The following is a 25,946-nucleotide window of genomic DNA, read 5'->3' as shown; positions in this document are numbered from 1 at the left end:
CCAAGTGTATCAAAACGCTTTCTTTTTGCGCAGACGCGGCATAGGCTTCTCTGCACTGCAATATATCTTGGGAGGGATCGCTGTGGCCGACACAAATAAACCGCTTCTTATCAAGCGCTACGCGAGCCGACGTTTGTATAACACGGAAACAAGCGACTACGTGACGCTTGAAGATATCGCGCTGTTCATTCGTGAAGGGCGTGAGGTACAGATCGTTGATCTGAAATCAGGGGATGACCTGACGCGTCAATATCTGCTTCAGATTATTGCCGAACACGAAAGCCGTGGCGAAAGCGTGCTGCCTGTTGATGTGTTGACCGATTTGGTGCGCAGCTACACCAGCCAAGCGGCGTCTGTGGTGCCCGATTTCTTGCAGGCGAGTTTCGAGATGTTGCGTGAAGGACAGTCCAAAGTCCTCGATAACTTGGGCAAGGCTGGACCATTGGCAGGGATGCCCGGGCTCGAGGCGATGCAGGCCCAACAGGCTGCGTTTTTCAAAGCGATGACCGGAGGCATGATGCCCACGAGCAGCGTGCCTGAAAAGGAAAGCGATGATCTGGGCGAAATCAAAGATCAGCTTGCGGCATTGCAGGAAAAACTCGCGAAGATGAGCAAATAGCGGCGAAGGAATTTCTAGAAATTCCTTCTGACAGATCAAATCTTGCTAGATTTGATCGTTCTCAGCACAGCAATGCGACAGGGGCATCGTGGCAAACGATGACAAAGTAGTGCCGCGTTCGGATAAGGCGAAAGCCGCGGCGCCTGACCTCTCTGATGAGCGCTTGAACCCCAATTTCACGTTCAACGTCGATAATCTGACGACGTATGACGCCTTCGGTATGGGCGGCGCGGCAATCAAAGATTTGCGCCAGCCAATCGCGCTGGCGCTGATGTTGAGACATACGGTGTTCCATCGCTACAGCTTGCTGCAGCGATGGTTAACATGCGCTTAAGCGACAGATGCAAAGACGCCGTCCAGCGCCTTTTCCAGCTTACTGAACATTTCGTCCATATGAGCGGGTGTAAAGATGAACGGCGGGCAAAGCACCACGGCTTGTCCAAGCGGTCGGCAGATTAGCCCCTGATCTGTACAGGCATTTGCGATGCGCTCACTGACTGACAATGATCCATCAAAAGGTGTCTTAGTCTCTTTATCTGCCACAGCCTCGAGCGCGCCCATCAATCCCTTGCCGCGCCATTCACCAATGTTTTTCTTTTCGGCCAGACGCGCCATGCCTTCCTCAAACAGCGGGGTCAGGGCGCGCACGTTTTCCGCCAAACCTTCGTTCATCACGACGTCAATCGCTTTGAGCGCAATGGCGCAGCCGACAGGATGGCCAGATGCGGTGAAACCGTGTGGGAACTCTTCGATGGCTTCTGATGCGGCTTGCAGACGATCCGCCAGTTCCGGCCCCAAGATCACAGCGCCCATAGGAAAGAACCCTGCGGTGAGGTTCTTGGACGAAATTATCGCATCGGGGACAAAATCGTAGGTTTGACAGCCCCAAGTTTCACCCGTGCGGCCAAAACCTGTAATCACTTCATCTGCGATCAGGGGAATCCCGTATTTCTTGAGAATGGGTTGGATGGCCTGAAAATACCCGGCTGACGGTGGAATGACACCGCCCGCACCCATAACGGGCTCTGCAAAGAAACCAGCAATCGTGTCCGCGCCTTCGCGTTGGATCGTTTCCTCAAGTTCGGCAGCCATGCGGGCTGTAAATTCAGCTTCGCTTTCGCCCGCTTGGCCGAAACGCCAGTAATGTGGGCACGACAGATGAATAAACCCATCCAACGGCAAGCCAAATACACTGTTGTAGGGCTTACCAGTCATTGAAGCTGAAACCGCCGTCACCCCGTGATAGGCATTCTGTCGGGTGAGGATCTTGCGTTTTTGCGGATATCCCTCTGATTGGCCTAAGAACCAAAGCATTTTGACCATAGTGTCGTTCGCTTCAGAGCCGGAATTGGTATAGAAAACCTTGCCACGGGCAAAGGGCGATACTTCGACGAGCTTCTCCGAAAGCATCACGGTCCGATCCGACATGCGCCCAAAAAACGCGTGATAGCCGGGAAACCGATCATATTGAGCCTTTGCGGCTGCGATAAGGCCCGGATGATCAAACCCGGCAACCATGTTCCATAGACCAGAGTTCGCATCCAGATATTCGCGCCCGCGCACGTCATAGACATAGGGGCCTTTGCCATGCGTCAAGACGACGGTGCCGCGCTCTTTGACTGTGGGCAGATCGGTAAAACCATAAAAGCTGTTTTCGTCAGCGCGGTTTTCCCAGCTGTTGGGGATGTCGTTAGACATTTTTGACCTCATGAATTGTCTGAGAAAACGATATGCCTGTCTTTCAGACCTTACAATGTCCTGATTGATGTGGCGCGTATTTCACCATAGCTTGGCCGCAAGAAACGGGGGATAAAATGGCGACAACTGGTAAGATCACGCTTTGGGGTGTCGAGGTGTTTGTTGCCACAGCAGAAGAGGCCTCGATTTCAGGGGCCGCGCGCCGATTGGGAAGCTCGGCCGCGACTGTTAGTCAGCAAATCACCAACCTCGAAGGGGCGATTGGCGCGACCCTGCTGAACCGAAGCGAACGTCCGGTGACATTGACACCTGCGGGCGAGATGTTCTTGCGCCGTGCGAATACGATCCTAAACGAGGCGGATCAGGCCAAAGCGGAACTGGCTGTTGCCGATTTTAGTCGCCTTACACGGTTTCGCCTTGGAATGATCGAAGATTTCGACGCCGATGTAACGCCGGGCTTGCTCACCGGCATGAGCGACGACTTGAGAAACTGTCAGTTCTTGCTGGAAACTGGCGCATCGCACCGATTGTTCGACCTTTTGGATAGCCGGGCGTTGGATGTGATTGTTGCAGGCGACATGGGGCAGGCGAGCGCTGGAATGGAGGTGCATCCGTTGCTCGAGGAACCCTTTGTTGTCGCGACGCCCAAAGGTGCCTTAACAGGCGAGAACATCGGAGAGCAGCTACGCCGCATGCAGCTCATTCAATATACGACGCGGCATTACATGGGGCGATTGATCACGGCGCATCTGGCGCGGCAAAACCTGCGTATAACGCATCGGTTCGAACTGGACAGTTATCACGCGATTATGGCGATGGTTGCCGCTGGTTCGGGATGGACGATCCTGACGCCCCTTGGGTGCTTGCGGGCGCAGCGATTTAGCGATGATGTTGATCTGCATCCGCTGCCATTTCCGCCGCTGACGCGCACGATTTCATTGACGGCGCGCCGCGATATTTTGGCAGATATGCCGACGACGATCGCGGCACGGATCAAACCCTTGCTCAAGGACAAGATCGTGGGGCCGGCTGTGAAGCGCTATCCATGGCTCCACGATCAGTTGCGCGTGCTTTAGCCGTAGGCGCGGGCGGGCGTCATTGTCGCGGTCGCTGCATCAACAATGATTTGCGCGATTACATCACACTCGTCTAGCGTCAGCCGCGCAGGTAGCCGCACGTCACATGCCTTCATCAGCATTGCACGGGTCTTGGGTAGGTCGGGGATTTCACCGATGAACTGCCAGTTCCAATAGGCGCGGGCGTTATCGGGGCTTTGGCCAAAGACCTGAATTTTCACGCCTGCGGCGGCGGCTGCCTCGACAAAGCGTGCGGTATCCGTATCCGTCATATCAACAAGGTTGAACTGGATGGAATCTGGCGCTCGCTCTTCTTTAGGCAGTGAATCCGGAACGCTGAGCCAAGCTGACTGGTTCAGTTGGCTGGCGACGTGGTCATGATTGCGTCGCCCGTCTGTCACGCGGCGTTGCAATTCATTAAGCTGGGGCCGGATCAATGTTGCCGATAAGTTATTGAGCCGTTGGTTATATAGCGGCAGTTTGTTTTGCCATTTGGCAAAGCTGTTCAAGAGGACCGGGTGCTTTTTCCAGTTATGTTCATAGGCGCCAGACATAATCACCGCGCGGGCGATCAGATTAGGATCATCTGTGATCATGATGCCGCCTTCACCTGCGTTTAGCAGCTTGTAGGACTGAAAGCTGAAGCAGCCGATTTTTCCGATCGTGCCGATGTTGCGGCCATCCCATTGCGTACCCAATGAATGCGCGGCGTCTTCGACCACTGGAACGCCAGCGTCATCACATAGCTGCATGATCGCATCCATATCAGAGGTATGTCCGCGCATATGGCTGATGATCACGGCGTCCACGTGCGGCAGTTTGGCGGCAAAATCGTCGAGATCAATGCGATAATTGTCACCACATTCACACAAAACAGGAATGCAATCGGCATGCACAACGGCTGATGGCACCGCACCAAATGTAAAGGCAGGGATCATCACCCGAGCGTCGCGCGGCAGGCCAAGCGCCTTGAGCGACAAAAACAATGCGGCGGAACATGAGGATACTGCCAGCGCATATTTGCTGCCGAGCTTTTCAGCAAATTCTTGCTCTAGCAGGGCAACGGGCGAGTTGTCAGAGGTGTACCGAAAGAGGTCGCCAGATTGTAGGATGCGGTTCACCTCATCCATTGCGGCGGTTGGGATAGGTTCTGTATCATAGACGTTTGGTACTTCAGACATAGAGTTTTGGCTTTCCCGAAAGTAGAATTCGATAAAACCTAACACAGTCGGATTAACAAATCTATGACAGTTAGATACCTAACCGATCACGCAGCGCGTACCATGTCATCGCAAGCGTCAAGAGAGGCGCGCGCATTGTTGGGCCGCCTGGAAAATTGGGAACCTTGAGCCCAGTGAGCGTATCAAATCGGCCCGCTTGTCCTGCGATTGCTTCGGCCATGACTTTGCCTGCAAGGCCAGACAGGGCGACACCATGCCCAGAAAATCCGCCCCCGGACAGAATATTTGGCGCAACACGTTGAAGCGCGGGCAGGCGGGTCATAGTGATGCCAAGTGTCCCGCCCCAAACGTAGTCAATACTCACACCCTTTAGCTGTGGGAACAGGTGGGTCATGCGTTGGATCAGGGCGGTATTGATGTCCTTTGGAAAGCCGATGGAATAACTCTCGCGGCCTCCAAACAAGAAACGATTGTCTTCGGACATACGGTAATAATTCACGACAAATTTGCTATCGGCCACCGCGATATCACGCGCGAGAACCTGCGCCGCACGGTCACCCAAAGGCTCGGTTGCGCAGATAAAACTATTGATCGGCATCACCTTTGCAGCGGTTTTGGGTTCGATGTTGGGCAGGTATCCGTTGCCCGCGATAATGAGATGGTCTGCTGTAATCGTGCCCCTTGGTGTGCGGAGTTTCACAGGATTCCCCTGCTCAATATGGGTGACTTCGGTGCGTTCATAGATGACGGCACCTGCCGTTTCGGCCAGACGCGCCAGCCCAAAGACGTAGCGCAGTGGGTGAATATGACCTGCACCCATATCCAGTAGCCCACCTTGATAGAGCGGTGAACGCACGACCTCTTGCATTTCCTGCGGGTTCATCACCGTTATCTGGTCGTAGCCGTAGACGTCAGACAGATAAGACGCATCTGCGGCGTAGCTGTCCGCTTCTTTGGCGTTATAGAAGCCGTGGGCAACGCCCGGACGATAGCGCGCCTCGGGGATTTGCGTTTCGCATAGCTGGCGTAGGGCAGATTTCGCCTCTTCGGCGAGCGACCAAAGCGCTGCCGCTGCATCTGGCCCCAACTTTGCGGCCAAACTGGACTGTGCTGCGTTATATCCGCTGCCAACCTGACCACCATTACGCCCCGATGCGCCGAAGCCTGCCCGATGAGCGTCAACAACAACAACATGCAATCCTTTTTCAGCAAGCACACGTGCGGCGGAAAGCCCCGTAAAACCTGCACCAATCACACAGACATCAACTGCGATATCGTGATCCAATGGCGGGCGTTCCTGCGGGATATCTGTACTCGCGGCGTACCAGCTTGAGGGGAACTCTCCGGGGGCGTCATTACGGTATAGGGGGTTCATGCGTCGATCCACAGCATCGGTAATTGTAATATTGGTAGGCTGGCGTAAGCTTGGTGGCAATCCAAGCTGAAAGTATCAGAGATGCCAACACAAGATATTCATCAAGCCGCCTGCCATTGCGGCGCTGTTCAGTTCGAAGTGACACTACAAGGCGGTCTAGATTCAGCACGGCGATGTACCTGTTCATATTGCGCGATGCGGGGTGCCGTTGCTTTGACGGCACCATTGGACGGCCTGAAAATTGTCTCGGGCCAAGAGGTGCTGAAACTCTATCAATTCAACACCAAGACGGCAGAGCATTATTTTTGTTCAGTTTGCGGCATCTATACCCACCACAAGCGGCGTTCAAACCCCAATGAGTATGGCGTGAACGCTGCTTGTCTGGCCGGAGTCAGCCCGTTTGATTTTGATCAGGTCATTGTCAACAATGGCGTGCAGCACCCAACGGATTATCCTGACGCGGACCAGATCGCAGGCGTCCTGAGGTTTGATCGAAACTAGACGTTCAGCAACAGATGCTCGCGTTCCCAAGGGCTGATAACTTGGAGGAATTCCTTGTATTCCAGCCGTTTCACCACCGAATAGACATTCGCAAATTCGGGGCCGAGCACTTCGTGTAATGCTTTGCATTCTTCAAACAGGTCAAGTGCCTCGCTCAGCGATCCCGAAATTTCGGCCTCGGATTCATATGCTTCTCCGCGCCAGCGTTTGTCGGGCCAGATTTCATTTTTTAGCCCCAGATAACCACAAGCCAATGAGGCAGCGATACACAGGTATGGATTGCAATCCATTCCGGGTAGACGGTTTTCGATCCGTCGGGCGGCGGGATCACTGATCGGAATACGAATACCAGTTGTTCGGTTGTCACGGCCCCACTCAAGGTTCACAGGCGCCGCACTGTCTGGCACATAGCGGCGATAGCTATTCACATATGGGGCAATCAGCGCGACGGCGCTGGGCATATATTCCTGCAAGCCACCAATAAAGTGAAAGAACGCGTCAGTCTCACCGCCCTGAGGGCCGGTAAAGATGTTACGCCCATCCGCATCACTAACTGAGTGGTGCACATGCATGGCGCTGCCTGGTTCACCTTCGATTGGTTTGGCCATGAACGTGGCAAAGCAATCATGTTTTAGGGCTGCCTCGCGGATCAAACGTTTAAAGTAAAATACCTCATCGGCGAGTTTGATCGGGTTACCGTGGCGCAAGTTAATCTCGAGCTGACCCGCGCCACCCTCTTGGGTGATGCCGTCGATTTCAAAACCTTGCACCTCGGCGTATTCATAGATGTCGTCAATAACGGGGCCGTAATCATCAACGGCGGACATGGAATAGGCTTGCCGTCCCGCTGCAGGACGCCCCGTGCGCCCCATCATCGGTTCGATTGGTTTTGCGGGGTCGATATTGCGCCCAACGAGGTAGAATTCCATCTCGGGGGCGACCACAGGTTTCCAGCCTTCGGCTTCGTACAAGGATACGACACGGCGCAGTACGTTGCGGGGGGAAAATGCGACAGGCCGACCTTTTTGGTCGTAGGCATCATGGATCACCTGAAGTGTGCCGTCATCTGCCCAAGGGGCCGCTGTTGCCGTCGATAGATCTGGCTTGAGGATCATATCAGGTTCGAGAAAACCATCCTGACCGGGGGCTTCGCCCCAATCGCCGGTGATCGTCTGAAAAAAAATCGAATTTGGTAAGTGGAAATGCGACTGCTTTTCCCATTTGCCTGCGGGTACGGCCTTGCCGCGTGCGATGCCTGGCAGATCGGCGATCACACATTCAACCTCGTCCAAACGGTTGTTCTCGATGTAGGTCCGTGCCGCTGGGGGGATTTTGTCGATCCAACTCATTCCAAATGTCTTTCTTTAAAGAAATGCGCGATCTGCGCGGCGATCAATGCACTGTCGTTTGGCTTATCTAGATTGGCAGCAACCTCGGCTAATTGGGCGTCAGGGACGTTACCGGGGCCACGGTATTTGACCAATCCATCGACGACAGGCGCCGTGAATTCAGGATGCGGCTGAATGGTAAAGGCGCGCCGGTCGTACAGTAGGGCGGCATTGGCGCAGAACGGATTGCTGCCAACCACGGTCGCACTCTCTGGCGCGGTTGTTACCTGATCTTGATGCCATGCATTCAACGCAATTTCTGTGCCGTTTAGGTCATAGATCTGTCGACCCACGGCCCATCCGTCAGCAAATTTTTCCACCTTACCGCCCAATGCTTGGGCAATGATTTGGTGCCCAAAGCAAACTCCCACAAGCGGGATATCGGCCGCAAATATCTCTTGGATCAATTTCTCAAGCGGGGGGATAAATGGGTGGTCCTCATAGGCACCATGTTTGGATCCTGTAATGAGCCAACCATCGCAGGCCGTTTTTGAGGCCGGGAAATCCATATCCACCACGTTGAAGACGTGAAATGTAAATCCGTGACCGCTGAGGAGCGTTTGAAAAAGATCAGAGAAGTCGCCGACATCGGGGCGCAGTTCATCTGGTGCGTGGCCCGTTTGGAGAATGCCGATGTGCATGAAGTCACCATAGTTGAGGTTTCGATTCACGCTACATTGCCGCACTCACCGCCGCAAGCACGAAGGATTTTAGCTAAAATCCTTCGCTGCGACCTGTCACATTTTATCGGGTGTCAAACAGTGTCGAGATAAAGATCGAGCTGCTCTTCTGCGCTGAGCTGATCGAAATGCCGCATTTCTTGGCGTTTCGTGCGCAAGAGATTGTCGATGAGTTGCGCATCAAAAACACGCGGCACAAATGCACTTGCTTCAAATGCATCGATCGCCTCGTTCCATGTCTTGGCAACTTGGGGCAGGTCTTGGGCGTAGGCATTGCCGCTTACCGGGGCGGGGGGTGTCAACTGGTCTTCGATCCCAACCAGCGCGGAGCCCAAAGTTGCGGCTAAGAATAGATAGGGGTTCACATCCCCACCGGCGGCGCGGTGTTCGATCCGGCGTGCATTGGGGCTACCACCCGGAACACGGACAAGCGCGGTACGATTGTCAAACGCCCAGCAAATGCTGGTGGGCGCGTGATTGCCGGGCACCAGCCGTTCATAGCTATTGCCATGCGGTGCAAAGACCAGCCCCAGATCGCGAACCCCAGCGAGGCATCCCGCAATGGCATTTTCCAGCAGGGCTTTGCCGCCCGGACGATCATCAGCAAAGAGGTTCTGGCCATCCTTATCAACGATGGAAAAATGGGTGTGCAGCCCGTTGCCAGCATAATCTGTGTATGGTTTCGCCATAAAACTGGCGGCCATACCGTGATTGCGGGCTAGTCCGCGCACCAGCATCTTGAACAGCCATGCGTCATCCGCCGCGCGCAAAGCATCGGGCACATGTTCGAGGTTCACTTCGAACTGTCCGATCCCGCCTTCGGAAATGGCGGCCTCGGCCGGAATGCCCATTGCATCGCAGGCGTCGTACAGTTCATTAAAAAACTGATCAAAGGCGTCTAACGCCCTAAGCGAAAGTATTTCGGCACCGGCGCGACGCTTGCCTGATTTTGGCGATTTGGGCTGTCGGATCTCACGCCCGGAATCGTCAACCAGATAGAACTCCATCTCGGTCGCAACCACAGGGGTCATCCCCCGTTCCGCATAGCGTGCGATCACTGCGGCCAAGGCATGTCGGGGATCGCCAGTAAATGGCGTACCGTCATCGTGATAGGCCCAAACGGGCAGGATCGCAGCGGGCGAAGACAGCCACGGCATCGGCACGTAGCCACGTTCTGTCGGTTTGAGGACGCCATCTGCATCGCCGCTTTCCAAGACGAGTGGGCTGTCGTCGATGTCTTCGCCCCAGATATCTAGGTTTAGGACCGATAGTGGAAACCGAGTGCCTTCGGTTTCCATCTTTTGCGCAAAGCGGCGCGGGACACGTTTACCACGCGCTTGGCCGTTCAGATCAGCAACGCCGCATCTGACGTGTTTGACGTCTGGATGATCATCGAGCCAGCTCATCTTAGAATCTGAGGTCTGATCCTCAGCTTCTTGCGCCGCGCCTGAGGTAGGTGGCGATTGAGCCGGGTATTCACCAATCCAAACAATCCAATCACGATTAGCGTCAGTACGATGAAATAGCCGGCCAAGATCGGGTAGGGAATGAATGGGTTAAAGGATTTATCCGCAAAGTAATTCGCATAGTACAACGCATCACCGCGTTGTTGGAATGCGGGAAATCCTGAAAAGAATACCAGCGTTGTGGCGTGAAACAAAAAGATCGCTTCGTTTGTATACGCGGGCCAAGCAAGCCGGAGCATGGTCGGCCAGATGACCCGCCGGAAACGCGCCCAGCCAGACAGGCCATAGGCGTCAGCGGCTTCGATCTCGCCCTTTGGAATAGACAGCAATGCGCCGTAAAATATTTCGCCCGAGTAGGCAGCCGTATTCAGGAACAGTACCACCAGCGCCCCTGCCCAAGCCGAAGTCAGTGGACTAAAGATAGGGAACTGGGACTTGAGGCTAAGAAACAGGAAGTAGGCGAAAAAGAACTGGATAAAGAGCGGAGATCCCCGAAACACAAAGATGAACCACTCTGCCGGTTTGCGCAGGTAGACTGAATGCGACGCCTTACCCAATGCCACGGCCGTCGCCAAAAAGAACCCAGTACAAAGGGCGACGATCCCAAAGTAGATGTTCCAGATCATGCCTGACCCGATCAGCGTGAACTGCTGGCAAAGCGTAAAGTCGCTGCGTGGCAAGAGGCGTTCGCCAATGCCTTGGCTCCGAAGCCCATAGTCGATGATTGTTTCCCAACAGCTCATGCCGCTGCCTTTCGCTGTGCTTCGCCTGCGGCGGTTGCTTGACCTTTTGACAGGCGTGCCATGATACGGTTCAGAACGACTTCTGACACTTTGGTAAACGCGAGGTAGAACACGAGCAAGGCAAGGAAATACCACATTCGCCAGTCAGGGTGTGGGTAATCTGTAAATTGCGGCCGCTTTGAACCACCAAGTTCGCGGGCCCAATAAACGATGTCCTCGACGCCCAGCAGGAACAACAGAGGGGTCGCCTTAATGAGGACCATCCATAGGTTTGAAAGGCCGGGTAGGGCGTAGACCCACATCTGCGGGACCAGAATGCGCCAGAATGTCTGGCGACGAGTCATGCCATAGGCCTGTGCTGTCTCAAGCTGGCCAAGCGGGACCGCACGCATCGCCCCCAGCAGAACATTTGCAGCAAATGCCCCAAATACGATCGAGAATGTCAGCACCGCCAGCGCAAAGCCATAGGTTTCATGCACCCATTGCGGTGCATTGCCGAGCGGTAGTTTTGCAGCGGTACAAACCACAAAGTCATTGCCCTGCCGAATGGGTTCGTCCCAGTCGGGGCATTTGATTTTGTGGCGGATGAATTCGAAACCTTGATCCAGTGCAATCACAAAGAACAAGAAGAACGCGATGTCGGGGATGCCACGGACAATCGCGATATAGGTTTGCCCGATCCAGCGAAGCGGGGCGATATGGCTGCGGGCAGCCGATGCACCGGCAAATCCAAACGACAGCGCGACAGGGGCCGTAATACCAAGCAACAGCAACACCGTGCCGAATGCGTAATACATCGACATGTGCTTGCCCGTTGTCAGGTAGCAGCTAAGCCATTGAAAACCTTCAAGGCTGGCGGGGTCTGTACAGTAACTAAAAATGGAAGTTCACCAGTCGGGTGGGATGAGGGGGCGCAACGCCCCCTCAAGAATTTTAGAATGTAGCGGAGTCTGGCAGCCACTTAACGATCAACTCGTTCAATGTGCCGTCTGCTTTCATTGATTGGATCGCAGCAGTGAACTTGTCACGCAGCTCTGTGTCGCTTTGACGGACACCCAGACCAATACCACCACCGATCAAGACATCTTCGCCGATCAGGGATACTTCTGCGTCAGATTCTGCGATTGGCAGCAAGAACGCTTTGTCAGCCAGAACAGCGTCAGCTTCGCCGTTTTTCACAGCTGCAACTGATTCATCAGGAGTTGCGAATTCCAGAAGGGTCGCACCTTCCATTTCAGCAACGTATGCTGCTTGAATTGTGCTGGCCTGTGCTGCGATGATCGCACCGGACAGTTCGATTTCGCTCAGCGCGAGGAAAGCAGATGGATCAGGCTGTGTGTAGTTTTCCGAGAAGTCGATGACTTCTTTGCGCTCGTCAGTGATGGACATGCCTGCGATGATCGCATCGTAGTTACCAGACACGAGGTTTGGAATGATGCTGTCCCATTCGTTGGTGACCCACTCGCAAGTCAGTTCTGCGCGTGCGCAAAGCTCATCGCCGAGTTCGCGCTCAAAACCATCAACCTCACCAGCGTCGTTGATGAAGTTATATGGAGGGTAGGCGCCCTCGGTGCCCAGACGGACAACAGAGTGGCCTTCGGCCATCGCCATTGTGCCCGCAACGGCCAGCACAGCAGTGCTTAGGATCAGGTTTTTCATCAGTTTTCTCCCAATTGATGATTATGAGACCGTCGCGGAAAGAAACCCGCGAAGCCGGTCGGTTTTTGGTTGTCCAAACAGAACGTCAGGTGCGCCCTCTTCGATGATCTTACCTTGGTGCAAGAATACAACGTGGTCGCTGACGTCCGCCGCCATACGCATGTCATGCGTCACAATCAGCATGGTCCGGCCTTCGTTCGCCAGATCTTTGATCACTTTGACCACTTCTTGTTCCAATTCAGGATCAAGCGCGCTGGTGGGTTCATCGAATAGCAGCGCTTTGGGTTCCATGCACAATGCGCGTGCGATGGCTGCACGCTGTTGTTGTCCACCAGAAAGCTGTGCGGGATAGACATCGCATTTATCACCGATCCCGACCTTTGTCAGATACTTGCGCGCGGCGTCTTCGACCTCAGCTTTGTCGCGTTTCAGCACGGTAACCGGGGCTTCCATGACGTTTTCCAAAATTGTCATATGTGCCCATAGGTTAAACTGTTGAAACACCATGGATAGATTTGTGCGAATCCGAATGAGCTGGTTGTGATCGCCGGGTTTGCGATGTGCGCCCGTGCCCTTCCATTTGACGGGTTCCCCGCAAAAAAGCACTTCGCCTTGCTGGCTATCCTCGAGCAGGTTGGCGCAGCGCAAAAGCGTTGATTTACCTGATCCCGAAGATCCAATCAAAGAAATCACATGCCCAGCAGGGGCGGAAATGTCGACGCCTTTGAGCACCTCCAGATCGCCATAGGCTTTGTGAAGGTCGCGGATTTCAATAACGGGGGCTTGATCAGTCACGTTGGGTCGCTTTGTTGTTTGTGCTGGCGATTAGGGCTTATTTTTTTGGTTTTTGCAACGCTCGCATCGCGTCAACATTGGTTGGCAAATCTTACACGCGTCCGCATGGGCGGATGCGGCGGATTTGATACCTTTTGCGGCAGTAAGCGGATAGTCAGGGTGTGACGCGCAGTCGTGCGGCGTTGCTATCTTGGTCGCTAATCCCGAGCAAATTGGCGATCATGCGCATGTTGCTGTCTTCTTCTTCATCACGCACGCCATCGGCAAGAACGACAGACCACATCGCCTCGATCACGGACAGGCGGTGATCGTGATCAACCGCATCCTTGATCGCCCGCGTAAAGCGTACCGTGTCAGGGGCATCGGCTTCGATTGCTTCGCAATCCGTCCGCAGCGATGCCGCCTCTTGCGCGCTCAGACCATAGCGGGCGGACAATGCGCGATCAATCTGGGTGATTTCCTCGGCGGCGTAGTCACCATCTGCACGTGCCAAACGCACCAAAAGCGCCCCAATCGCGAGCCGCGCATCAGGGTCAGACAGCGGTTGTGGAGCCGGAGAGGTCAAACGTCGCAGGAAATCACTAAACATATCGTCTACATAGTCCCTTGGGTTAGGTCTGCACAGTCAGGCAGGCTTCAGGTTTTCGTGAAAAAGGCGTGCAAGCCGCGCGGCTTCTTCGGCGAAGCCATAGGGCGCGTTGACGGCAAAGATGCCAGATCCCACCATGCGGTGACCAGGTCGGGCTGGCGGAAAGGACATCTCGGACACTTCGGCATCCGGCAAGGCCCTTTGCAGCGATTTGATCATCGGCTTGTGAGGGGCATCTGTCAGTATCGGATACCACAGTAAGATCACCCCAACGCCCCATTTGCGATGGAGTTTCGAAATCGTGGTGGGAATGCTTTGATAATCTGATTTGACCTCGAACGAGGGGTCAATCAGCAGTAGGCCGCGACGTGGTTCGGGCGGACACATGGACATCGCCATTTCCCAGCCGTCCCGCTGACGATAGACCCCACCATAAGGGGCCATGTTTTCGCGCAAGGCTGCGAATTCCTGCGGGTGCAATTCAGAAAGATGGATATTGTCCATCGGACGCAGGCTTTCGGCGGCCACCAGTGGAGAGCCGGGATAGGCATCTGCCCCGTGTTTTGACCAAATGCGGTCGAGCACTTGACGATAAGGGTGATCTGACGCGAACCAATCGGCTGCAATCGATATGCCTTGCGCGGCCTCTCCGGTCTTGACCGCGGCGTCATCGGTCAGGTCATAAAGACCGCGACCCGCGTGCGTTTCTAGATAACTAAGAGGCTTATCCTTGCGCGTCATATAGGCCAGCGACCACGCCAAGAGCGCGTGCTTGTGCACGTCAGCCATGTTTCCAGCGTGGAAGCTATGTTGATATGACAGCATCGTGGTCTTTCAGCAGATGGCGGGCACAGCCCGCCAATCAAGTTATACCAAACGCGATACTTCGACAGCTGCGCGCACGAAATCAGCAAACAGCGGGTGCGGTGCGAAAGGTTTGGATTTCAGTTCTGGGTGGAACTGAACACCGATGAACCATGGGTGGTCTTTCCATTCTACGATCTCAGGCAGTTTTCCGTCTGGCGACATACCCGAGAAGCAAAGACCAGCTTTTTCCAGAGGCTCGCGATACTTGGTATCAACCTCATAACGGTGACGGTGGCGTTCCTCGATTGAGGTATCACCGTAGACCTCGGCCACTTTGGAACCTTCGGTCAGGGTCGCAGTATAGGCGCCAAGACGCATGGTGCCGCCTTTGTCGTCATCCGCTTTGCGGGCGACCTTGTGGTTACCCTGAACCCATTCCTTGAGGTGATATACCACAGGTTCAAACCGTTTCTTGCCAGCCTCGTGATCAAACTCTTCTGAGCCGGCCTTATCAACGCCAGCGACGTTACGCGCCGCTTCGATCACGGCCATCTGCATCCCTAAGCAAATGCCGAGGTAAGGGATCTTCTTTTCGCGCGCGAATTGCGCGGCTTTGATTTTGCCTTCGGTGCCGCGTTCGCCAAATCCGCCCGGCACAAGGATCGCGTGGAAACCTTCGAGGTAAGGGGTCGCATCTTTGTCATCGAACAGCTCTGCATCGACCCATTCGATTTTGACCTTAACACGGTTGGCCATGCCGCCGTGCGTCAGGGCCTCTGCAATAGATTTATATGCATCCTCGAGCTGCGTGTATTTGCCGACAATGGCAACTTTGACTTCGCCTTCGGGGTTGTGAATGCGGTCATAGACATCATGCCAAACATCCAGCTTGGGCGAAGGTGCTGGCGAAATGTCAAAGGCATCCAGAACGGCCTGATCCAAACCTTGTTCGTGATAGGCTAGCGGCGCTTCGTAGATTGATTTCAGATCATAGGCTGCAACAACGCATTCTTTGCGTACGTTACAGAACAACGCAATCTTTTCGCGCTCTTTTTCTGGGATCGGCTGTTCTGAGCGGCAAACCAGAACATCGGGTGCAATACCAATAGACTGAAGTTCTTTTACACTGTGCTGTGTCGGCTTTGTTTTCAGCTCACCACTTGCCGCCAAGTAGGGCAGAAGGGTCAGGTGCATAAAGATGCACTGGCCGCGCGGTTTGTCATGGCTGAACTGTCGGATTGCCTCAAAGAATGGCAGGCCTTCGATGTCACCGACTGTACCGCCGATTTCACATAGCATGAAATCAACTTCGTCTTCGCCAATGCTGATGAAATCTTTGATTTCGTTGGTGACGTGCGGGACAACTTGGATGGTCTTGCCCAGATAATCGCCACGGCGCTCTTTTTCGAGAACGTTGGAATAGATGCGACCAGAGCTGACCGAATCTGTCTTGCGGGCAGGAACGCCTGTGAAACGCTCATAGTGACCAAGGTCGAGGTCGGTTTCGGCACCATCATCGGTCACAAATACTTCGCCATGCTCAAACGGTGACATCGTGCCCGGATCCACGTTCAGATAGGGGTCAAGCTTGCGCAAACGCACCGAAAATCCGCGTGCTTGCAATAGTGACCCAAGCGCGGCCGAGGCGAGCCCTTTGCCAAGCGACGAAACAACGCCACCTGTAATGAAAATGAAACGCGCCATGAGCAGGGATCCCCCGTGAAAACTTACAGTTATTGTTGGAAAACGAACGCCGAAATTCGCATCACCACGGGATTTAACTCATACCGGATTCGGATGAGTTGCGCAACCGCTGACGCAAGATCATGTTGCCGAACAATATTGCCCGGCAATCAGTAGTGGTTAGTCCGCAGATGGAACCAATGGCGCATCGTCGCTGGATGGTGGCAGCAAGCTTTCGCCAAGGTCAGGGACACCCGCATCATCTGCGGCGTCGTTTGTGATGTCCACGCGGTCTACAACCGAAGAATTCGAAGAATTGCTCGCGGCGATCAAGGTCAATGCGATTGAGGTGCAGATGAACGCAACAGCAAGAATCCACGTGAATTTGCTCATTGCGGTGGGGGCAGGGCGCCCACCTGTTGCACCCGCGCTTCCGCCCATGCCAAGACCACCACCTTCGGACCGCTGCAACAGAACGGTACCAATCAGGCTAAGGGCCAGGATCAGGTGAATGACTAGGACAACATTTTCCATCGAGATGCCTTTCGGGGCGTGCGTGAACACGCGGTATCTAAAAGCTGCGAGCGATTGCCGCAACCCCTGAAAATCGGGTTATTCGTCGATATCATCGACATCGGCCTGTCCGGACAGCTTTCTGCGGACAATTGACCAGCTTAATCCAACGGCCAAAACGATCGAAAGCGCGACAATCGCGATCCAGGTATTCAGCGTCGGGTTGTCGAGGCTGATGAGGTTTTGATCATACATCACCCACAGCGCCGTCGCGACGACCGCAAGGATCAGGATCATGCCGAACAAACCAATCGAACGCAGGGTCGCGCGCAAATAGATGACGTAGCCGACAAACAGGATCAGGCTGAATAGGACAACCAGCGACAGCTTGGTCTCATAGTTTTCCAGCCCCCAGCGCAGTATATTCCATTGCGTCGGATTGTAGGTCGCAGCCAGCAGCAAAAATGCAAAAATCCAGCGTAAGAGAAAGCCCATCGCATGCCCCAATTTGTTTGCGCGACAATGCCAAAGGGTGCGGGCATTTGTCTAGCCTTGGTTGATTGCGTTGATTTTTTACCGATTATCGCGTGACATGTTCCTACGCAAAGCCAAAGGAAGCATCATGCCACCTTATTCCGTTTTACCTGAACACGTTATTTCTAGCGAAGATTCGCTTCGTGCATTATTTCCTGCAACCCATGAACTCGCCGCGCTAAAGGTGATGACCGCACTTGATGTCTATGCAAAAGAGTTCATCGCACGTTCACCATTCGTCTGTATCGGAACCCAAGGTCAGAACGGACAGGCCGATGTGAGCCCGCGCGGTGATCCTGCTGGATTTGTACGGGTTCTTGATGAGCAGACCCTCGCGATTCCGGATCGGCCCGGAAATAATAGGCTTGATACACTCGCCAATATCGTCGTGAACCCACAGGTTGGTTTGTTGTTTATGGTACCGGGCTATGATGAAACGCTGCGGATCAACGGTCATGCGCGTGTAGTTAACGACCCTGCGTTGTTAGAACAAATGCAAGTGAATGGCCGTGCGCCGCGGGTTGCGATTGTGGTCACGATTGCAGAGGCGTTTTTACACTGTGCCAAAGCGTTTCGTCGTTCCAAGTTGTGGGACCCGAGCGCGCTGCAGGATCGCAAGCAGCTTCCATCTTTGGCGCAAATGCTGATGGAGCAAACTGTCGGCGCGCCAAGTGACCCAGATCTTCAGGCGCGGATCGACGCGGATTTAGAGGCAGAATACAAAAAGACAATGTATTAAGGTTGCCCTGTCAAACTTTGTGGTTCCCCCTACGCCATAGCAACGATATAGGGGGCACGAAGTTCACAAAGGACAGTATTCTTATGGCAAATGTGGTGGTCGTTGGTGCCCAATGGGGTGACGAAGGCAAAGGTAAGATCGTTGACTGGCTCTCGGAACGTGCTGATGTCATCGCTCGGTTCCAAGGTGGTCACAATGCGGGCCACACATTGGTGGTCGATAGCAAGGTTTACAAACTCCACGCGTTGCCTTCTGGCGTAGTTCGGGGCGGCAAGCTGTCCGTCATCGGCAACGGCGTCGTGCTGGACCCGTGGCACCTGTTGAAAGAGATCGAAACAATCCGCGCGCAAGGCGTTTCGATCACGCCAGAAACGCTGATGATTGCGGAGAACACGCCACTGATCCTGCCCTTCCACGGAGAGTTGGACCGCGCACGCGAAAACCAGAACTCTGTCGCGAAAATCGGCACCACAGGGCGCGGTATCGGCCCATGCTACGAAGACAAAGTTGGTCGTCGTGTCATTCGTGTCGCTGATCTTGCTGATGCCGCGACGCTTGAACTGCGCCTTGATCGCGCCCTTGTTCACCACGATGCCTTGCGTCGTGGCCTTGGGCTTGAGCCGATCAACCGTGACGAAGTTCTGGCACAACTGCGTGAAATCGCGGATGATATCCTGCAATATGCTGCGCCCGTCTGGAAGGTCCTGAACGAAAAGCGCAAGGCCGGAAAACGCATTCTATTCGAAGGTGCGCAAGGCGCGCTGTTGGATATTGATTTTGGCACCTACCCATTTGTTACTTCGTCCAATGTGATTGCCGGGCAGGCCGCAACGGGTGTCGGATTGGGGCCAAACGCGATTGATTTCGTATTGGGTATCGTCAAAGCCTACACAACCCGTGTGGGTGAGGGGCCATTTCCAACAGAGCTGGACGATGCAGACGGCCAACGCCTAGGTGAGCGCGGACATGAATTCGGGACGACAACAGGTCGCAAACGTCGCTGCGGTTGGTTCGACGCATGTCTTGTGCGTCAAACTTGTGCGACCTCGGGCGTCTCTGGCATCTCATTGACCAAGCTGGACGTTTTAGACGGGTTTGAAACGCTCAAGATTTGCGTGGGCTATGAACTGGATGGCAAGAAGCTGGACTATCTGCCAACAGCGGCGGATGAGCAGGCACGCTGCACGCCGATTTATGAAGAAATCGAAGGCTGGTCCGAATCCACTGAAGGTGCGCGTTCTTGGGCTGATCTGCCTGCGCAGGCAATCAAATATGTCCGCCGCATCGAAGAGCTGATTGAATGCCCTGTTGCATTGGTATCAACTTCGCCAGAGCGTGAAGATACCATTCTCGTGACTGACCCATTCTCGGATTGATCTGATGGGATATAAAGCGCGCAAGCGACTTGCCTTGTTCATTTTGGTCATCGGCCTGCCAGCCTATATTGTGCTTGCTGTGACCATGATGAATATCGCGCCGGGCTTTCCCAAGCTGATCGAATTGATCGTTTATGTGTTACTTGGGGTCGGTTGGATTTTCCCGCTGAAATGGGTGTTCAAGGGGATCGGGCAAGCAGATCCTGATCAGCAAGAAGAACAATAGAAAAAACAAAAAAGGCGCGGATCAGACCGCGCCTTTTTGCTTTATGAGATGTACGTCTTATGCAGATGCATCAGGGCGAAAACGTGTGTTTTCCGCGACTTGGAAACGTCCATTGTTCAGCTTAACGATCTTGCTCTGGCGCAGCAGGCGACCAAAGGACCGCAGACCGTCTTCACGTGTGATTTCCTGTGCGGTCGCGCTTTGCACCTTTTTCATCACCTGTGGACGCGAGAAATCGTCGTCCCCTTCGACAAAAGCGATATAGGCTGCTGCGGCTTCGAGCAGGTCACCCAACTCAGTCGCGCCCTGTTGTTGCGCGAACTCGGCGAAACCACCAGCACCCGTTGTGGTGTCGGTCTTTTTCTTTGATGCGATCTTGCGAAGCCGTTCTGCGGCTGCGTCTACCGGCTTGTCGTCAGATTCGGTGCGTTGCGAAGGCACCAACCGGAGCGGAGCAGATTCGCGTACTTCGCTTTGAATTTCGGCTTCATGCGCGCCAAGGTCTTCGCGGAAGGCTTCGTCGCGGTCCTCGGTCGGTGCGTCGTCACCGAGTTGCTTTGCCGCCTCAGTGGCTGCAACCGCTGCCTTGAGCTGCGCAAAGGCGTCGCGATGGCGGCGGCCCTCAGGTTCTTTGAGGTGCTCGTCGGTTTGCATCAAAATCCGGCTCATCGCAGATTCTGGTGTATCGGTAAGCTCTTCTCGCTTAGAGCGATTTGTTTCGACGGCAGCCTCGTCTTGTAGATCGAAATGATCGTCATCCGCCGACCCGCCATCGTCGTTCGCAGCGGTTAGAACCAGAGGTTCCTCGGTGTCATCGGCCAATTCGTCGTCGTAATCGTCTTCGATTTCGTCAACCTCAGCAGTTGCTTCTGCTTCGGCAGCTTCTTCGGCGTCGAGTTCAGCGTTACGTTTCGCCAAATCAGCGAGGCGCTGCGCCAGCGGGTTGACTGGAATTTCTTCCTCGTCGTCATCGGCGGCTGTTGTCGCTTCTTCGGTGGCCGTTTCTGTCGCAGGTGCCTGCACATGGCCCCGCCCGACGACCGCGCGGATACGCTGAAGCTTAGCGGCAATGCTTTCTTCTTCTTCAAACGCTTCGGGCTCTTCAGGAGCTTCCGCTTGCAGCGGCTCTTCGTCTTCGAGATCCTCGACGAATTCTTCATCCTCATCGGTAATGTTCGTGAAGTCTTCGTCGTCGAATGCGTCTTCGTCGTCTTCTTGCGCCGTCAGAGAAATCGGATCTTCGTCTTCTTCCGCAACTTCGACATCGTCGATATCATCGTCCGCGACGATGTTTTCTGCGATCTCTTCATCATCTTCGAAGGTTTCGTCTTCTGCTATGATTTCTTCTACGTCGTCGGCAGCTACGATTTCTTCTTCGGCATCCTCATCCACAGCGCGCAGCGCGACATTGTGCCCTTCGCCGGCGATCTCAACATCTGAATCGGCTTTCGCCGCGGTCAACAATGCGAGCTCTTCCATATCTGGCGCTTGGGGTTCGACATCCATAAAACGGTCGTGCCCGGCGAGTTCATGGAAATAGGACACGACGGTTTTCATGACCTCGACGGAGTCTTCAAATCCTTCTAAACGGCACGAAAATGTTCCATAGGAAACATCTAGAATCTGGTTGCTCTTGGTCATAGATGGTCTGCTTTCTTCGGTTTTAGTGGCCGTTTGCTCGATTGAGGATTGCTCTCATTCACGATCAGGATGAGGTTACATTAGGGATCATTTTGTGACCTTTTGGGGGAATGTTTGTGAATGAGGTCTGAATTGATGTCGTCTGCTATGATTGTTTCTGAACAGCATACGGTTTGCTTGGTTGGTGGCGCAAGGGTGAACCCGGCGACGATTACGTTGATTTTACCGCATGTTGAGAAATTTATTGCCGTTGACGGCGGCGCGGATCACCTTTTGACGCATGAAAAAACGCCGATTGCCGTAATTGGTGATCTCGATAGTATTTCTGAACATGCGCGTGCCACATTTGCCGAACAATTGGTCCATATCGCCGAGCAGGACACGACGGATTTCGAAAAGGCGCTCAGCCGGGTTGATGCACCAGTTGTTATTGCGGCGGGTTTTACGGGTGGTCGTATTGATCACACATTGGCCACACTGAACGTTCTGGCACGGTTTTCAGAGCGTCGCGTGGTGTTGGTGGATGATTGCGACGCCTCCTTTGTGATTTCTGGGCGCTTTTGCGAAATCGACGCACCTGTCGGCGCGCGGATTGCGATCATGCCGCTGGCAGAGACAATGGTTTCGGTGACCGGCGTGCGCTGGCCATTTCAAGATCGACTGATGCGCCCTGATGGTTTCATAGGCTCTTCGAACCAAGTTACAGGGCCGGTAAGTGTCCGGTCGGATGGTCCGGTTTTGGTCAGTCTGGCAAGTGTGCATTTGGATGTGGCGCTGCGAGCCGTCTCTCGCGGATAACAATATAAAGGCCTGCGCTGATCGTCACAAAGATTCCGATAGCGGCCAATCCGTTGGGTAGATCTGAAAAGATGACCCAGCCGATCAAAGTGCCAAAGGGAATTTCCAAATATTGCATCGGTGCAAGCGTTGAGGCGGGCGCGAATTTAAGGCTCCACGTCATAAAGAGATGCGCGAGCGTTCCAATTCCGCCAAGCAGAGCTAGCAGCCCCCAAGTGCCCATTGCCGCTGGTAAATTCCCTGTTGGGGTGAACCACAGACACAGTGGCAACAAAATCACGCAGGCCTGAAAGCCGCTGATTGCCTGAAGCCTTATCGGGTCTATCTGCGTCGCGAGGCGTCTGGTGACCATCATAAACAATGCGAATATGACCGCGACGCCAAGGGGAAACAGCGCAGCGGGACCGACCTCGATCAGGTTTGGTTGAATCACCAATAGCGTGCCCACGAAACCTACGGCGCAGGCCGTCATACGGTGCGGGCCGACGGCCTCTTTCATTACGAAATAGCCTAGCAAAAGCATGATGAACGGCATCACAAACGCAATTGCCAGCGCATCAGCGAGCGGCAAATAGCGGAGCGCCGTAAACATCAAGGCAATCCCAAGAATATGCAAAATGGTACGAACAAGCGTCCAGCTGAACGCCCCTTTGGGTAGGCGCAAACGTGACCCTGACATCACGACAATCGGCGCGAGGATGATCGCTTGCACACCGAACCGGGTCAGCACCAAGACCAGCAATGGCACCGCACCGCCAAGCAGCTTTGCGATACTGTCCCCCAGAGGGGCGAGCACGCAGAATGCGAGCATCAACATGACGCCCAAAAACGGCCTGTCAGCAGTTTGGGACATTGACCGCTAAGCCCCCAAGCGCGGTTTCTTTGTACTTTTCGGACATGTCGACCCCGGTTTGGCGCATGGTTTCAACAGCAACGTCTAAGGAGACAAGATGCTGGCCATCACCACGAAGTGCAAGCGAGGCGGCCGAAACCGCTTTGATCGCGCCAAGGCCATTGCGTTCGATGCAGGGCACTTGAACCAATCCTTTGACAGGGTCACAGGTCATCCCAAGATGATGCTCCAGCGCAATTTCCGCGGCGTTTTCAATCTGCTCGGGCGTGCCATCCATTACAGCGGCTAGCCCCGCTGCGGCCATCGCAGCGGCGCTGCCCACTTCGGCTTGGCAGCCGCATTCAGCACCAGAAATGGATGCGTTAAATTTGATCAGCCCGCCGATTGCAGCAGCGGTTAGCAAGAATTCGGGTACTTTGCTTGCCGTCGCGCCGGGCATGTGATCAAGCCAGTACCGGATCGTTGCTGGGACCACGCCTGCTGCACCATTGGTTGGGGCAGTCACGACTTGGCCACCGGCGGCGTTTTCTTCGTTCACGGCCATCGCATAGGTCGACATATAGTCGTTGATCGTATGCGGCGCAGTCAGGTTCATCCCGCGTTCAGCCATCAATGCATCATAGATCCCCTTGGCGCGGCGGCGAACGGATAGTCCGCCGGGCAGGGTGCCCTCGGTGGTCAACCCGCGTTCAATGCAATTGTTCATCACCTCCCATATCCGCGTCAGCCCCTGATCAAGGGTCTGCGGCGATATGCGGGAGAGTTCATTGGTACGCTTCATCGCGGCGATTGATTTGCCTGATTTGCGCGCCATCTCAAGCATTTGCGCCGCATTGTGGAATGGAAAAGGGACCGCAGGGCCATCATCGGTGTCTTTGCCAGCGCTGAGTTCAGCTTCTGTCAGGACAAATCCACCACCTATCGAATAGTAAGTGATTTGGGTAAGTATATCACCCTGTCCGTCTGTCCCTGCCAAAATCAAACCATTGGCGTGACCAGTCAGTGCTGGTCCATAGTCGAAAATCAGGTCCTCTTTGGGGTGAAAGCGTAGGGTGCCAAGTCCCTCTGGCTGAACGGTTTTTTCGGCTGCAATCCGGGCGAATTCGGTCTCGGCCTTCTCTGCGTCGTAATCATCGGCGCGAAAACCGGCTAATCCCAAGATGACCGCACGATCCGTGGCGTGGCCGACACCAGTAAAGGCAAGGCTACCGTGGAGCGACGCGCGGACACCTTCGACAGTGAAAGGTTGCGCGCGCAGATGATCCAAAAACCGGGCGGCGGCGACCATCGGGCCAATCGTATGGGATGACGATGGCCCAACACCGACTTTAAACATATCGAACACAGATAAAAACATCAGAGGGCGACCCCTTCGGGTGGACAGCAAGGGGAGGGAGCTGAAATCGGTGTCGGGCCCAGCCCCTCGCTTTTGGCTGCGCGCAGCATCGCAGGCCGTTGTTCAAAACGACGCGCAAAAGATAGCAGGTTCGGGTATTGTTTGAGGTCAAACCATTCGGTGTTGCCCCCATAGAGCGCACACCAGCGCAGCAGCGGCGCCAGGTAACAGGCATGAATGCTCGCCTCATCGCTGTCACGCCACGATACAGTGGAAGCTTGGTCAAGCATCGTCAGTTGATCGATCAGACGGTTTCGGGTGACAGCACGGAAATCTTCGACGTCAGCATTTGTGTATTTGTCGGGGTAGAACAACATGCGTAATGACGTGTGGAATGTGTTCGATATCCAAAACAGCCATTGAATGGATTGAACGCGCTCAGCCGCATCAATGGCTGGGATCATCTGCCCTTTGCGATCCGCGAGCCAAAGCAATATCGCCGCGGTTTCAAACATCGGTCCACTGGGTGTTTCCAGAACCGGGATCAGCCCGTTCGGATTGAGCGCAAGATAGGCTGGTGACTTATGCGCCGAGGTGCTTCGGTCAACCAAGGTCGTTTCGTAGGGCAGGCCCAGTTCCTCGAGGGTGAGGCGAACGCAAAGCGAAGCGTTGTCGGGGGCGTAATGCAGGCGGAGTTTGTTTTCCATAGGTCTAGATTAGCGTCTGATTGGGGGTACAACTGCTTAAATACGACGGTTTCACAAGAAAAACGCATCAAGTCCAAGTATATTAACAGCAAATGGGGTCTCGCACCCTGTTAACATCTTGCTTATAAGTTTGAGCGACTACTGGGGAGTAAGCAGATGGCGAGTGAATTGTCACCAATCGACAAAGCGAAATTTCTTGCGGCAAAGCAGGCGACGGAATACGTCGAAACCGGGATGAAGGTGGGCCTTGGGACGGGTTCTACCGCAGCGTGGTTGGTGCAGTGTCTTGGCGAAATGGTTCGCGAAGAAGGATTGAAAATCAAAGGTGTGCCAACATCGACACGTACCGCAGACCTCGCGCGTAAGGTTGGTATCGAGGTGATCACACTGGACGAGGCTAAATGGCTCGACGTGACCATCGACGGTGCTGACGAATACGATAGCAATCTGACGCTGATCAAAGGTGGCGGCGGTGCGCATTTGCAGGAAAAGGTCGTGGCGACCGCCAGCGAACGCATGATTGTCATCGCTGACGCCAGCAAAAAGGTAGACACGCTTGGTGCCTTTCCCTTGCCCGTCGAGGTGATCCCATTTGGCGCAAATATCACAAAAAAACTGATCGAAGAAACGCTGGTCGGGATGGATGTTTTGGGCCGCGAAGTGACCCAACGCATGAATGGCGACAAACCGTTCATTTCGGACGAGGGCAACTTTATCTTTGACCTACACCTCAAGCGTATTGGCAATCCGCATCAGTTAAGCCTCGCATTAAATCAAATCCCAGGGCTGGTTGAAAACGGTTTGTTCATCGATATCTGTGACGTGGTGATCGTTGGGCATGGCGACGGGCGTGTGGACGTTCGCGACCTGAGCAACGACATTGACGAGGTCGTGCGTTTTGACCTGCGCGACGATGATAACATCTTTACGGATCTGGGTGACTGACCCTGTGATCTTGGCAAA

General features: G+C 54.4%; 28 protein-coding genes. 9 read left to right on the top strand and 19 right to left on the bottom strand.

Annotated features, from left to right (window positions below; translation table 11 throughout):
* The first annotated feature begins 82 nt into the window (after window positions 1–82).
* Window positions 83–619, top strand: coding sequence for a polyhydroxyalkanoate synthesis repressor PhaR (gene phaR, locus TW80_RS07265; protein ID WP_045997088.1), 537 nt, complete (start codon window positions 83–85; stop codon window positions 617–619).
* An 88-nt stretch (window positions 620–707) separates the two neighbouring features.
* A complete protein-coding gene (locus tag TW80_RS18045) occupies window positions 708–953 on the top strand; it encodes a hypothetical protein (protein WP_045996584.1) in 246 nt (81 codons plus the stop codon).
* Here TW80_RS18045 and TW80_RS07255 read toward each other — a convergent pair.
* The gene (locus TW80_RS07255; protein ID WP_045996583.1) at window positions 950–2,317 is read right to left on the bottom strand and encodes an aminotransferase; all 1,368 of its coding nucleotides are present in this window, start codon (window positions 2,315–2,317) and stop codon (window positions 950–952) included. The genes TW80_RS18045 and TW80_RS07255 overlap by 4 nt on opposite strands.
* Window positions 2,318–2,433: 116 nt before the next feature.
* Here TW80_RS07255 and TW80_RS07250 point away from each other — a divergent pair, with 116 nt between their 5' ends.
* On the top strand, window positions 2,434–3,393 hold the full coding sequence (locus tag TW80_RS07250; protein WP_045996582.1) for a LysR family transcriptional regulator: 960 nt from the start codon (window positions 2,434–2,436) through the stop codon (window positions 3,391–3,393).
* Here TW80_RS07250 and TW80_RS07245 read toward each other — a convergent pair.
* Entirely contained in the window at window positions 3,390–4,574 is a 1,185-nt protein-coding gene (locus TW80_RS07245; RefSeq protein WP_045996581.1) for a DegT/DnrJ/EryC1/StrS family aminotransferase, read from the bottom strand. The two genes, TW80_RS07250 and TW80_RS07245, sit on opposite strands and share 4 nt — an antisense overlap.
* Before the next feature lie 70 nt (window positions 4,575–4,644).
* On the bottom strand, window positions 4,645–5,949 hold the full coding sequence (locus TW80_RS07240) for an NAD(P)/FAD-dependent oxidoreductase (protein ID WP_045996580.1): 1,305 nt from the start codon (window positions 5,947–5,949) through the stop codon (window positions 4,645–4,647).
* Window positions 5,950–6,030: 81 nt separating this feature from the next.
* On the opposite strand from TW80_RS07240, the gene TW80_RS07235 reads away from it, so the two are divergent.
* On the top strand, window positions 6,031–6,450 hold the full coding sequence (locus tag TW80_RS07235; protein WP_045996579.1) for a GFA family protein: 420 nt from the start codon (window positions 6,031–6,033) through the stop codon (window positions 6,448–6,450).
* On the opposite strand, the gene TW80_RS07230 is transcribed toward TW80_RS07235, so the two are convergent.
* The 12 genes from TW80_RS07230 to TW80_RS07175 all read right to left on the bottom strand — a co-directional run bounded on the left by TW80_RS07230 (window position 6,447) and on the right by TW80_RS07175 (window position 17,268).
* The gene (locus TW80_RS07230; RefSeq protein ID WP_045996578.1) at window positions 6,447–7,799 is read right to left on the bottom strand and encodes a glutamine synthetase family protein; all 1,353 of its coding nucleotides are present in this window, start codon (window positions 7,797–7,799) and stop codon (window positions 6,447–6,449) included. The genes TW80_RS07235 and TW80_RS07230 overlap by 4 nt on opposite strands.
* Window positions 7,796–8,479, bottom strand: a complete 684-nt coding sequence (locus TW80_RS07225) for a type 1 glutamine amidotransferase (protein WP_045996577.1) — start codon at window positions 8,477–8,479, stop codon at window positions 7,796–7,798. The genes TW80_RS07230 and TW80_RS07225 overlap by 4 nt, the downstream gene beginning before the upstream one ends.
* Before the next feature lie 113 nt (window positions 8,480–8,592).
* Complete coding sequence (locus TW80_RS07220; RefSeq protein ID WP_045996576.1) at window positions 8,593–9,924, bottom strand: glutamine synthetase family protein; 1,332 nt, start codon at window positions 9,922–9,924, stop codon at window positions 8,593–8,595.
* Window positions 9,921–10,727: an ABC transporter permease gene (locus TW80_RS07215; RefSeq protein ID WP_045996575.1), complete on the bottom strand. Its 807-nt coding sequence runs from the start codon at window positions 10,725–10,727 to the stop codon at window positions 9,921–9,923. Before TW80_RS07215 ends, TW80_RS07220 begins: the two co-directional genes overlap by 4 nt.
* On the bottom strand, window positions 10,724–11,608 hold the full coding sequence (locus tag TW80_RS07210) for an ABC transporter permease (RefSeq protein ID WP_045996574.1): 885 nt from the start codon (window positions 11,606–11,608) through the stop codon (window positions 10,724–10,726). Before TW80_RS07210 ends, TW80_RS07215 begins: the two co-directional genes overlap by 4 nt.
* A gap of 52 nt (window positions 11,609–11,660) precedes the next feature.
* Window positions 11,661–12,386 carry a transporter substrate-binding domain-containing protein gene (locus TW80_RS07205; protein WP_045996573.1) on the bottom strand — a complete coding sequence of 242 codons (726 nt, stop codon included), beginning with the start codon at window positions 12,384–12,386 and terminating at the stop codon, window positions 11,661–11,663.
* A gap of 21 nt (window positions 12,387–12,407) precedes the next feature.
* On the bottom strand, window positions 12,408–13,181 hold the full coding sequence (locus tag TW80_RS07200) for an ABC transporter ATP-binding protein (RefSeq protein WP_045996572.1): 774 nt from the start codon (window positions 13,179–13,181) through the stop codon (window positions 12,408–12,410).
* A 154-nt stretch (window positions 13,182–13,335) separates the two neighbouring features.
* Window positions 13,336–13,770 carry a tellurite resistance TerB family protein gene (locus tag TW80_RS07195; protein WP_045996571.1) on the bottom strand — a complete coding sequence of 145 codons (435 nt, stop codon included), beginning with the start codon at window positions 13,768–13,770 and terminating at the stop codon, window positions 13,336–13,338.
* Between the two features lie 36 nt (window positions 13,771–13,806).
* A complete protein-coding gene (locus TW80_RS07190) occupies window positions 13,807–14,595 on the bottom strand; it encodes a 23S rRNA (adenine(2030)-N(6))-methyltransferase RlmJ (protein ID WP_045996570.1) in 789 nt (262 codons plus the stop codon).
* A 42-nt stretch (window positions 14,596–14,637) separates the two neighbouring features.
* Entirely contained in the window at window positions 14,638–16,281 is a 1,644-nt protein-coding gene (locus TW80_RS07185; protein WP_045996569.1) for a CTP synthase, read from the bottom strand.
* 159 nt (window positions 16,282–16,440) lie between these two features.
* Window positions 16,441–16,794 carry a preprotein translocase subunit SecG gene (gene secG / locus TW80_RS07180; RefSeq protein WP_045996568.1) on the bottom strand — a complete coding sequence of 118 codons (354 nt, stop codon included), beginning with the start codon at window positions 16,792–16,794 and terminating at the stop codon, window positions 16,441–16,443.
* A 78-nt stretch (window positions 16,795–16,872) separates the two neighbouring features.
* A complete protein-coding gene (locus TW80_RS07175) occupies window positions 16,873–17,268 on the bottom strand; it encodes a DUF6524 family protein (protein ID WP_045996567.1) in 396 nt (131 codons plus the stop codon).
* 127 nt (window positions 17,269–17,395) lie between these two features.
* Between TW80_RS07175 and TW80_RS07170 the strand changes: the two genes are divergently transcribed.
* From TW80_RS07170 to TW80_RS07160, 3 genes are all read left to right on the top strand, one after another.
* Window positions 17,396–18,046, top strand: a complete 651-nt coding sequence (locus TW80_RS07170; protein WP_045997087.1) for a pyridoxamine 5'-phosphate oxidase family protein — start codon at window positions 17,396–17,398, stop codon at window positions 18,044–18,046.
* 83 nt (window positions 18,047–18,129) lie between these two features.
* Complete coding sequence (locus TW80_RS07165) at window positions 18,130–19,422, top strand: adenylosuccinate synthase (RefSeq protein WP_045996566.1); 1,293 nt, start codon at window positions 18,130–18,132, stop codon at window positions 19,420–19,422.
* A gap of 4 nt (window positions 19,423–19,426) precedes the next feature.
* Window positions 19,427–19,648, top strand: coding sequence for a DUF2842 domain-containing protein (locus tag TW80_RS07160; protein ID WP_045996565.1), 222 nt, complete (start codon window positions 19,427–19,429; stop codon window positions 19,646–19,648).
* A 57-nt stretch (window positions 19,649–19,705) separates the two neighbouring features.
* Here the strand turns inward: TW80_RS07160 and TW80_RS07155 are convergent, their stop codons facing one another.
* Window positions 19,706–21,289 (bottom strand): hypothetical protein, encoded by a 1,584-nt coding sequence (locus tag TW80_RS07155; protein WP_045996564.1) that lies wholly within the window; start codon window positions 21,287–21,289, stop codon window positions 19,706–19,708.
* Window positions 21,290–21,424: 135 nt separating this feature from the next.
* Here TW80_RS07155 and TW80_RS07150 point away from each other — a divergent pair, with 135 nt between their 5' ends.
* On the top strand, window positions 21,425–22,087 hold the full coding sequence (locus tag TW80_RS07150; RefSeq protein ID WP_045997086.1) for a thiamine diphosphokinase: 663 nt from the start codon (window positions 21,425–21,427) through the stop codon (window positions 22,085–22,087).
* Here the strand turns inward: TW80_RS07150 and TW80_RS07145 are convergent.
* From TW80_RS07145 to TW80_RS07135, 3 genes are read right to left on the bottom strand one after another with little or no spacing between them, the layout of a single operon-like run.
* Complete coding sequence (locus TW80_RS07145; RefSeq protein WP_045996563.1) at window positions 22,032–22,940, bottom strand: DMT family transporter; 909 nt, start codon at window positions 22,938–22,940, stop codon at window positions 22,032–22,034. The two genes, TW80_RS07150 and TW80_RS07145, sit on opposite strands and share 56 nt — an antisense overlap.
* The gene (locus tag TW80_RS07140; RefSeq protein WP_045996562.1) at window positions 22,924–24,297 is read right to left on the bottom strand and encodes an L-serine ammonia-lyase; all 1,374 of its coding nucleotides are present in this window, start codon (window positions 24,295–24,297) and stop codon (window positions 22,924–22,926) included. Before TW80_RS07140 ends, TW80_RS07145 begins: the two co-directional genes overlap by 17 nt.
* Complete coding sequence (locus TW80_RS07135; protein WP_045996561.1) at window positions 24,297–24,983, bottom strand: glutathione S-transferase family protein; 687 nt, start codon at window positions 24,981–24,983, stop codon at window positions 24,297–24,299. Before TW80_RS07135 ends, TW80_RS07140 begins: the two co-directional genes overlap by 1 nt.
* A 156-nt stretch (window positions 24,984–25,139) precedes the next feature.
* On the opposite strand from TW80_RS07135, the gene rpiA reads away from it, so the two are divergent.
* Window positions 25,140–25,928, top strand: coding sequence for a ribose-5-phosphate isomerase RpiA (rpiA, locus tag TW80_RS07130; RefSeq protein WP_045996560.1), 789 nt, complete (start codon window positions 25,140–25,142; stop codon window positions 25,926–25,928).
* The last annotated feature ends 18 nt before the right edge of the window (window positions 25,929–25,946 follow it).

The organism is Loktanella sp. S4079, assembly GCF_000967725.1.
Taxonomy (GTDB): Bacteria; Pseudomonadota; Alphaproteobacteria; order Rhodobacterales; family Rhodobacteraceae; genus Yoonia.
This window is presented reverse-complemented; position numbering and strand designations above follow the sequence as displayed.

Coding starts and splice junctions, on each gene's coding strand:
- TW80_RS07250 (WP_045996582.1), top strand. CDS start 2,434: ATGGCGACAACTGGTAAGATCACGCTTTGGGGTGTCGAGGTGTTTGTT.
- TW80_RS07140 (WP_045996562.1), bottom strand. CDS start 24,297: ATGTTTTTATCTGTGTTCGATATGTTTAAAGTCGGTGTTGGGCCATCG.
- TW80_RS07245 (WP_045996581.1), bottom strand. CDS start 4,574: ATGTCTGAAGTACCAAACGTCTATGATACAGAACCTATCCCAACCGCC.
- TW80_RS07220 (WP_045996576.1), bottom strand. CDS start 9,924: ATGAGCTGGCTCGATGATCATCCAGACGTCAAACACGTCAGATGCGGC.
- TW80_RS07165 (WP_045996566.1), top strand. CDS start 18,130: ATGGCAAATGTGGTGGTCGTTGGTGCCCAATGGGGTGACGAAGGCAAA.
- TW80_RS07205 (WP_045996573.1), bottom strand. CDS start 12,386: ATGAAAAACCTGATCCTAAGCACTGCTGTGCTGGCCGTTGCGGGCACA.
- TW80_RS07230 (WP_045996578.1), bottom strand. CDS start 7,799: ATGAGTTGGATCGACAAAATCCCCCCAGCGGCACGGACCTACATCGAG.
- TW80_RS07175 (WP_045996567.1), bottom strand. CDS start 17,268: ATGGGCTTTCTCTTACGCTGGATTTTTGCATTTTTGCTGCTGGCTGCG.
- rpiA (WP_045996560.1), top strand. CDS start 25,140: ATGGCGAGTGAATTGTCACCAATCGACAAAGCGAAATTTCTTGCGGCA.
- TW80_RS07225 (WP_045996577.1), bottom strand. CDS start 8,479: ATGCACATCGGCATTCTCCAAACGGGCCACGCACCAGATGAACTGCGC.
- TW80_RS07135 (WP_045996561.1), bottom strand. CDS start 24,983: ATGGAAAACAAACTCCGCCTGCATTACGCCCCCGACAACGCTTCGCTT.
- TW80_RS07185 (WP_045996569.1), bottom strand. CDS start 16,281: ATGGCGCGTTTCATTTTCATTACAGGTGGCGTTGTTTCGTCGCTTGGC.
- TW80_RS07170 (WP_045997087.1), top strand. CDS start 17,396: ATGCCACCTTATTCCGTTTTACCTGAACACGTTATTTCTAGCGAAGAT.
- TW80_RS07195 (WP_045996571.1), bottom strand. CDS start 13,770: ATGTTTAGTGATTTCCTGCGACGTTTGACCTCTCCGGCTCCACAACCG.
- TW80_RS07215 (WP_045996575.1), bottom strand. CDS start 10,727: ATGAGCTGTTGGGAAACAATCATCGACTATGGGCTTCGGAGCCAAGGC.
- TW80_RS07160 (WP_045996565.1), top strand. CDS start 19,427: ATGGGATATAAAGCGCGCAAGCGACTTGCCTTGTTCATTTTGGTCATC.
- TW80_RS07155 (WP_045996564.1), bottom strand. CDS start 21,289: ATGACCAAGAGCAACCAGATTCTAGATGTTTCCTATGGAACATTTTCG.
- TW80_RS07235 (WP_045996579.1), top strand. CDS start 6,031: ATGCCAACACAAGATATTCATCAAGCCGCCTGCCATTGCGGCGCTGTT.
- TW80_RS07145 (WP_045996563.1), bottom strand. CDS start 22,940: ATGTCCCAAACTGCTGACAGGCCGTTTTTGGGCGTCATGTTGATGCTC.
- TW80_RS07240 (WP_045996580.1), bottom strand. CDS start 5,949: ATGAACCCCCTATACCGTAATGACGCCCCCGGAGAGTTCCCCTCAAGC.
- TW80_RS07190 (WP_045996570.1), bottom strand. CDS start 14,595: ATGCTGTCATATCAACATAGCTTCCACGCTGGAAACATGGCTGACGTG.
- TW80_RS07255 (WP_045996583.1), bottom strand. CDS start 2,317: ATGTCTAACGACATCCCCAACAGCTGGGAAAACCGCGCTGACGAAAAC.
- secG (WP_045996568.1), bottom strand. CDS start 16,794: ATGGAAAATGTTGTCCTAGTCATTCACCTGATCCTGGCCCTTAGCCTG.
- TW80_RS07150 (WP_045997086.1), top strand. CDS start 21,425: ATGTCGTCTGCTATGATTGTTTCTGAACAGCATACGGTTTGCTTGGTT.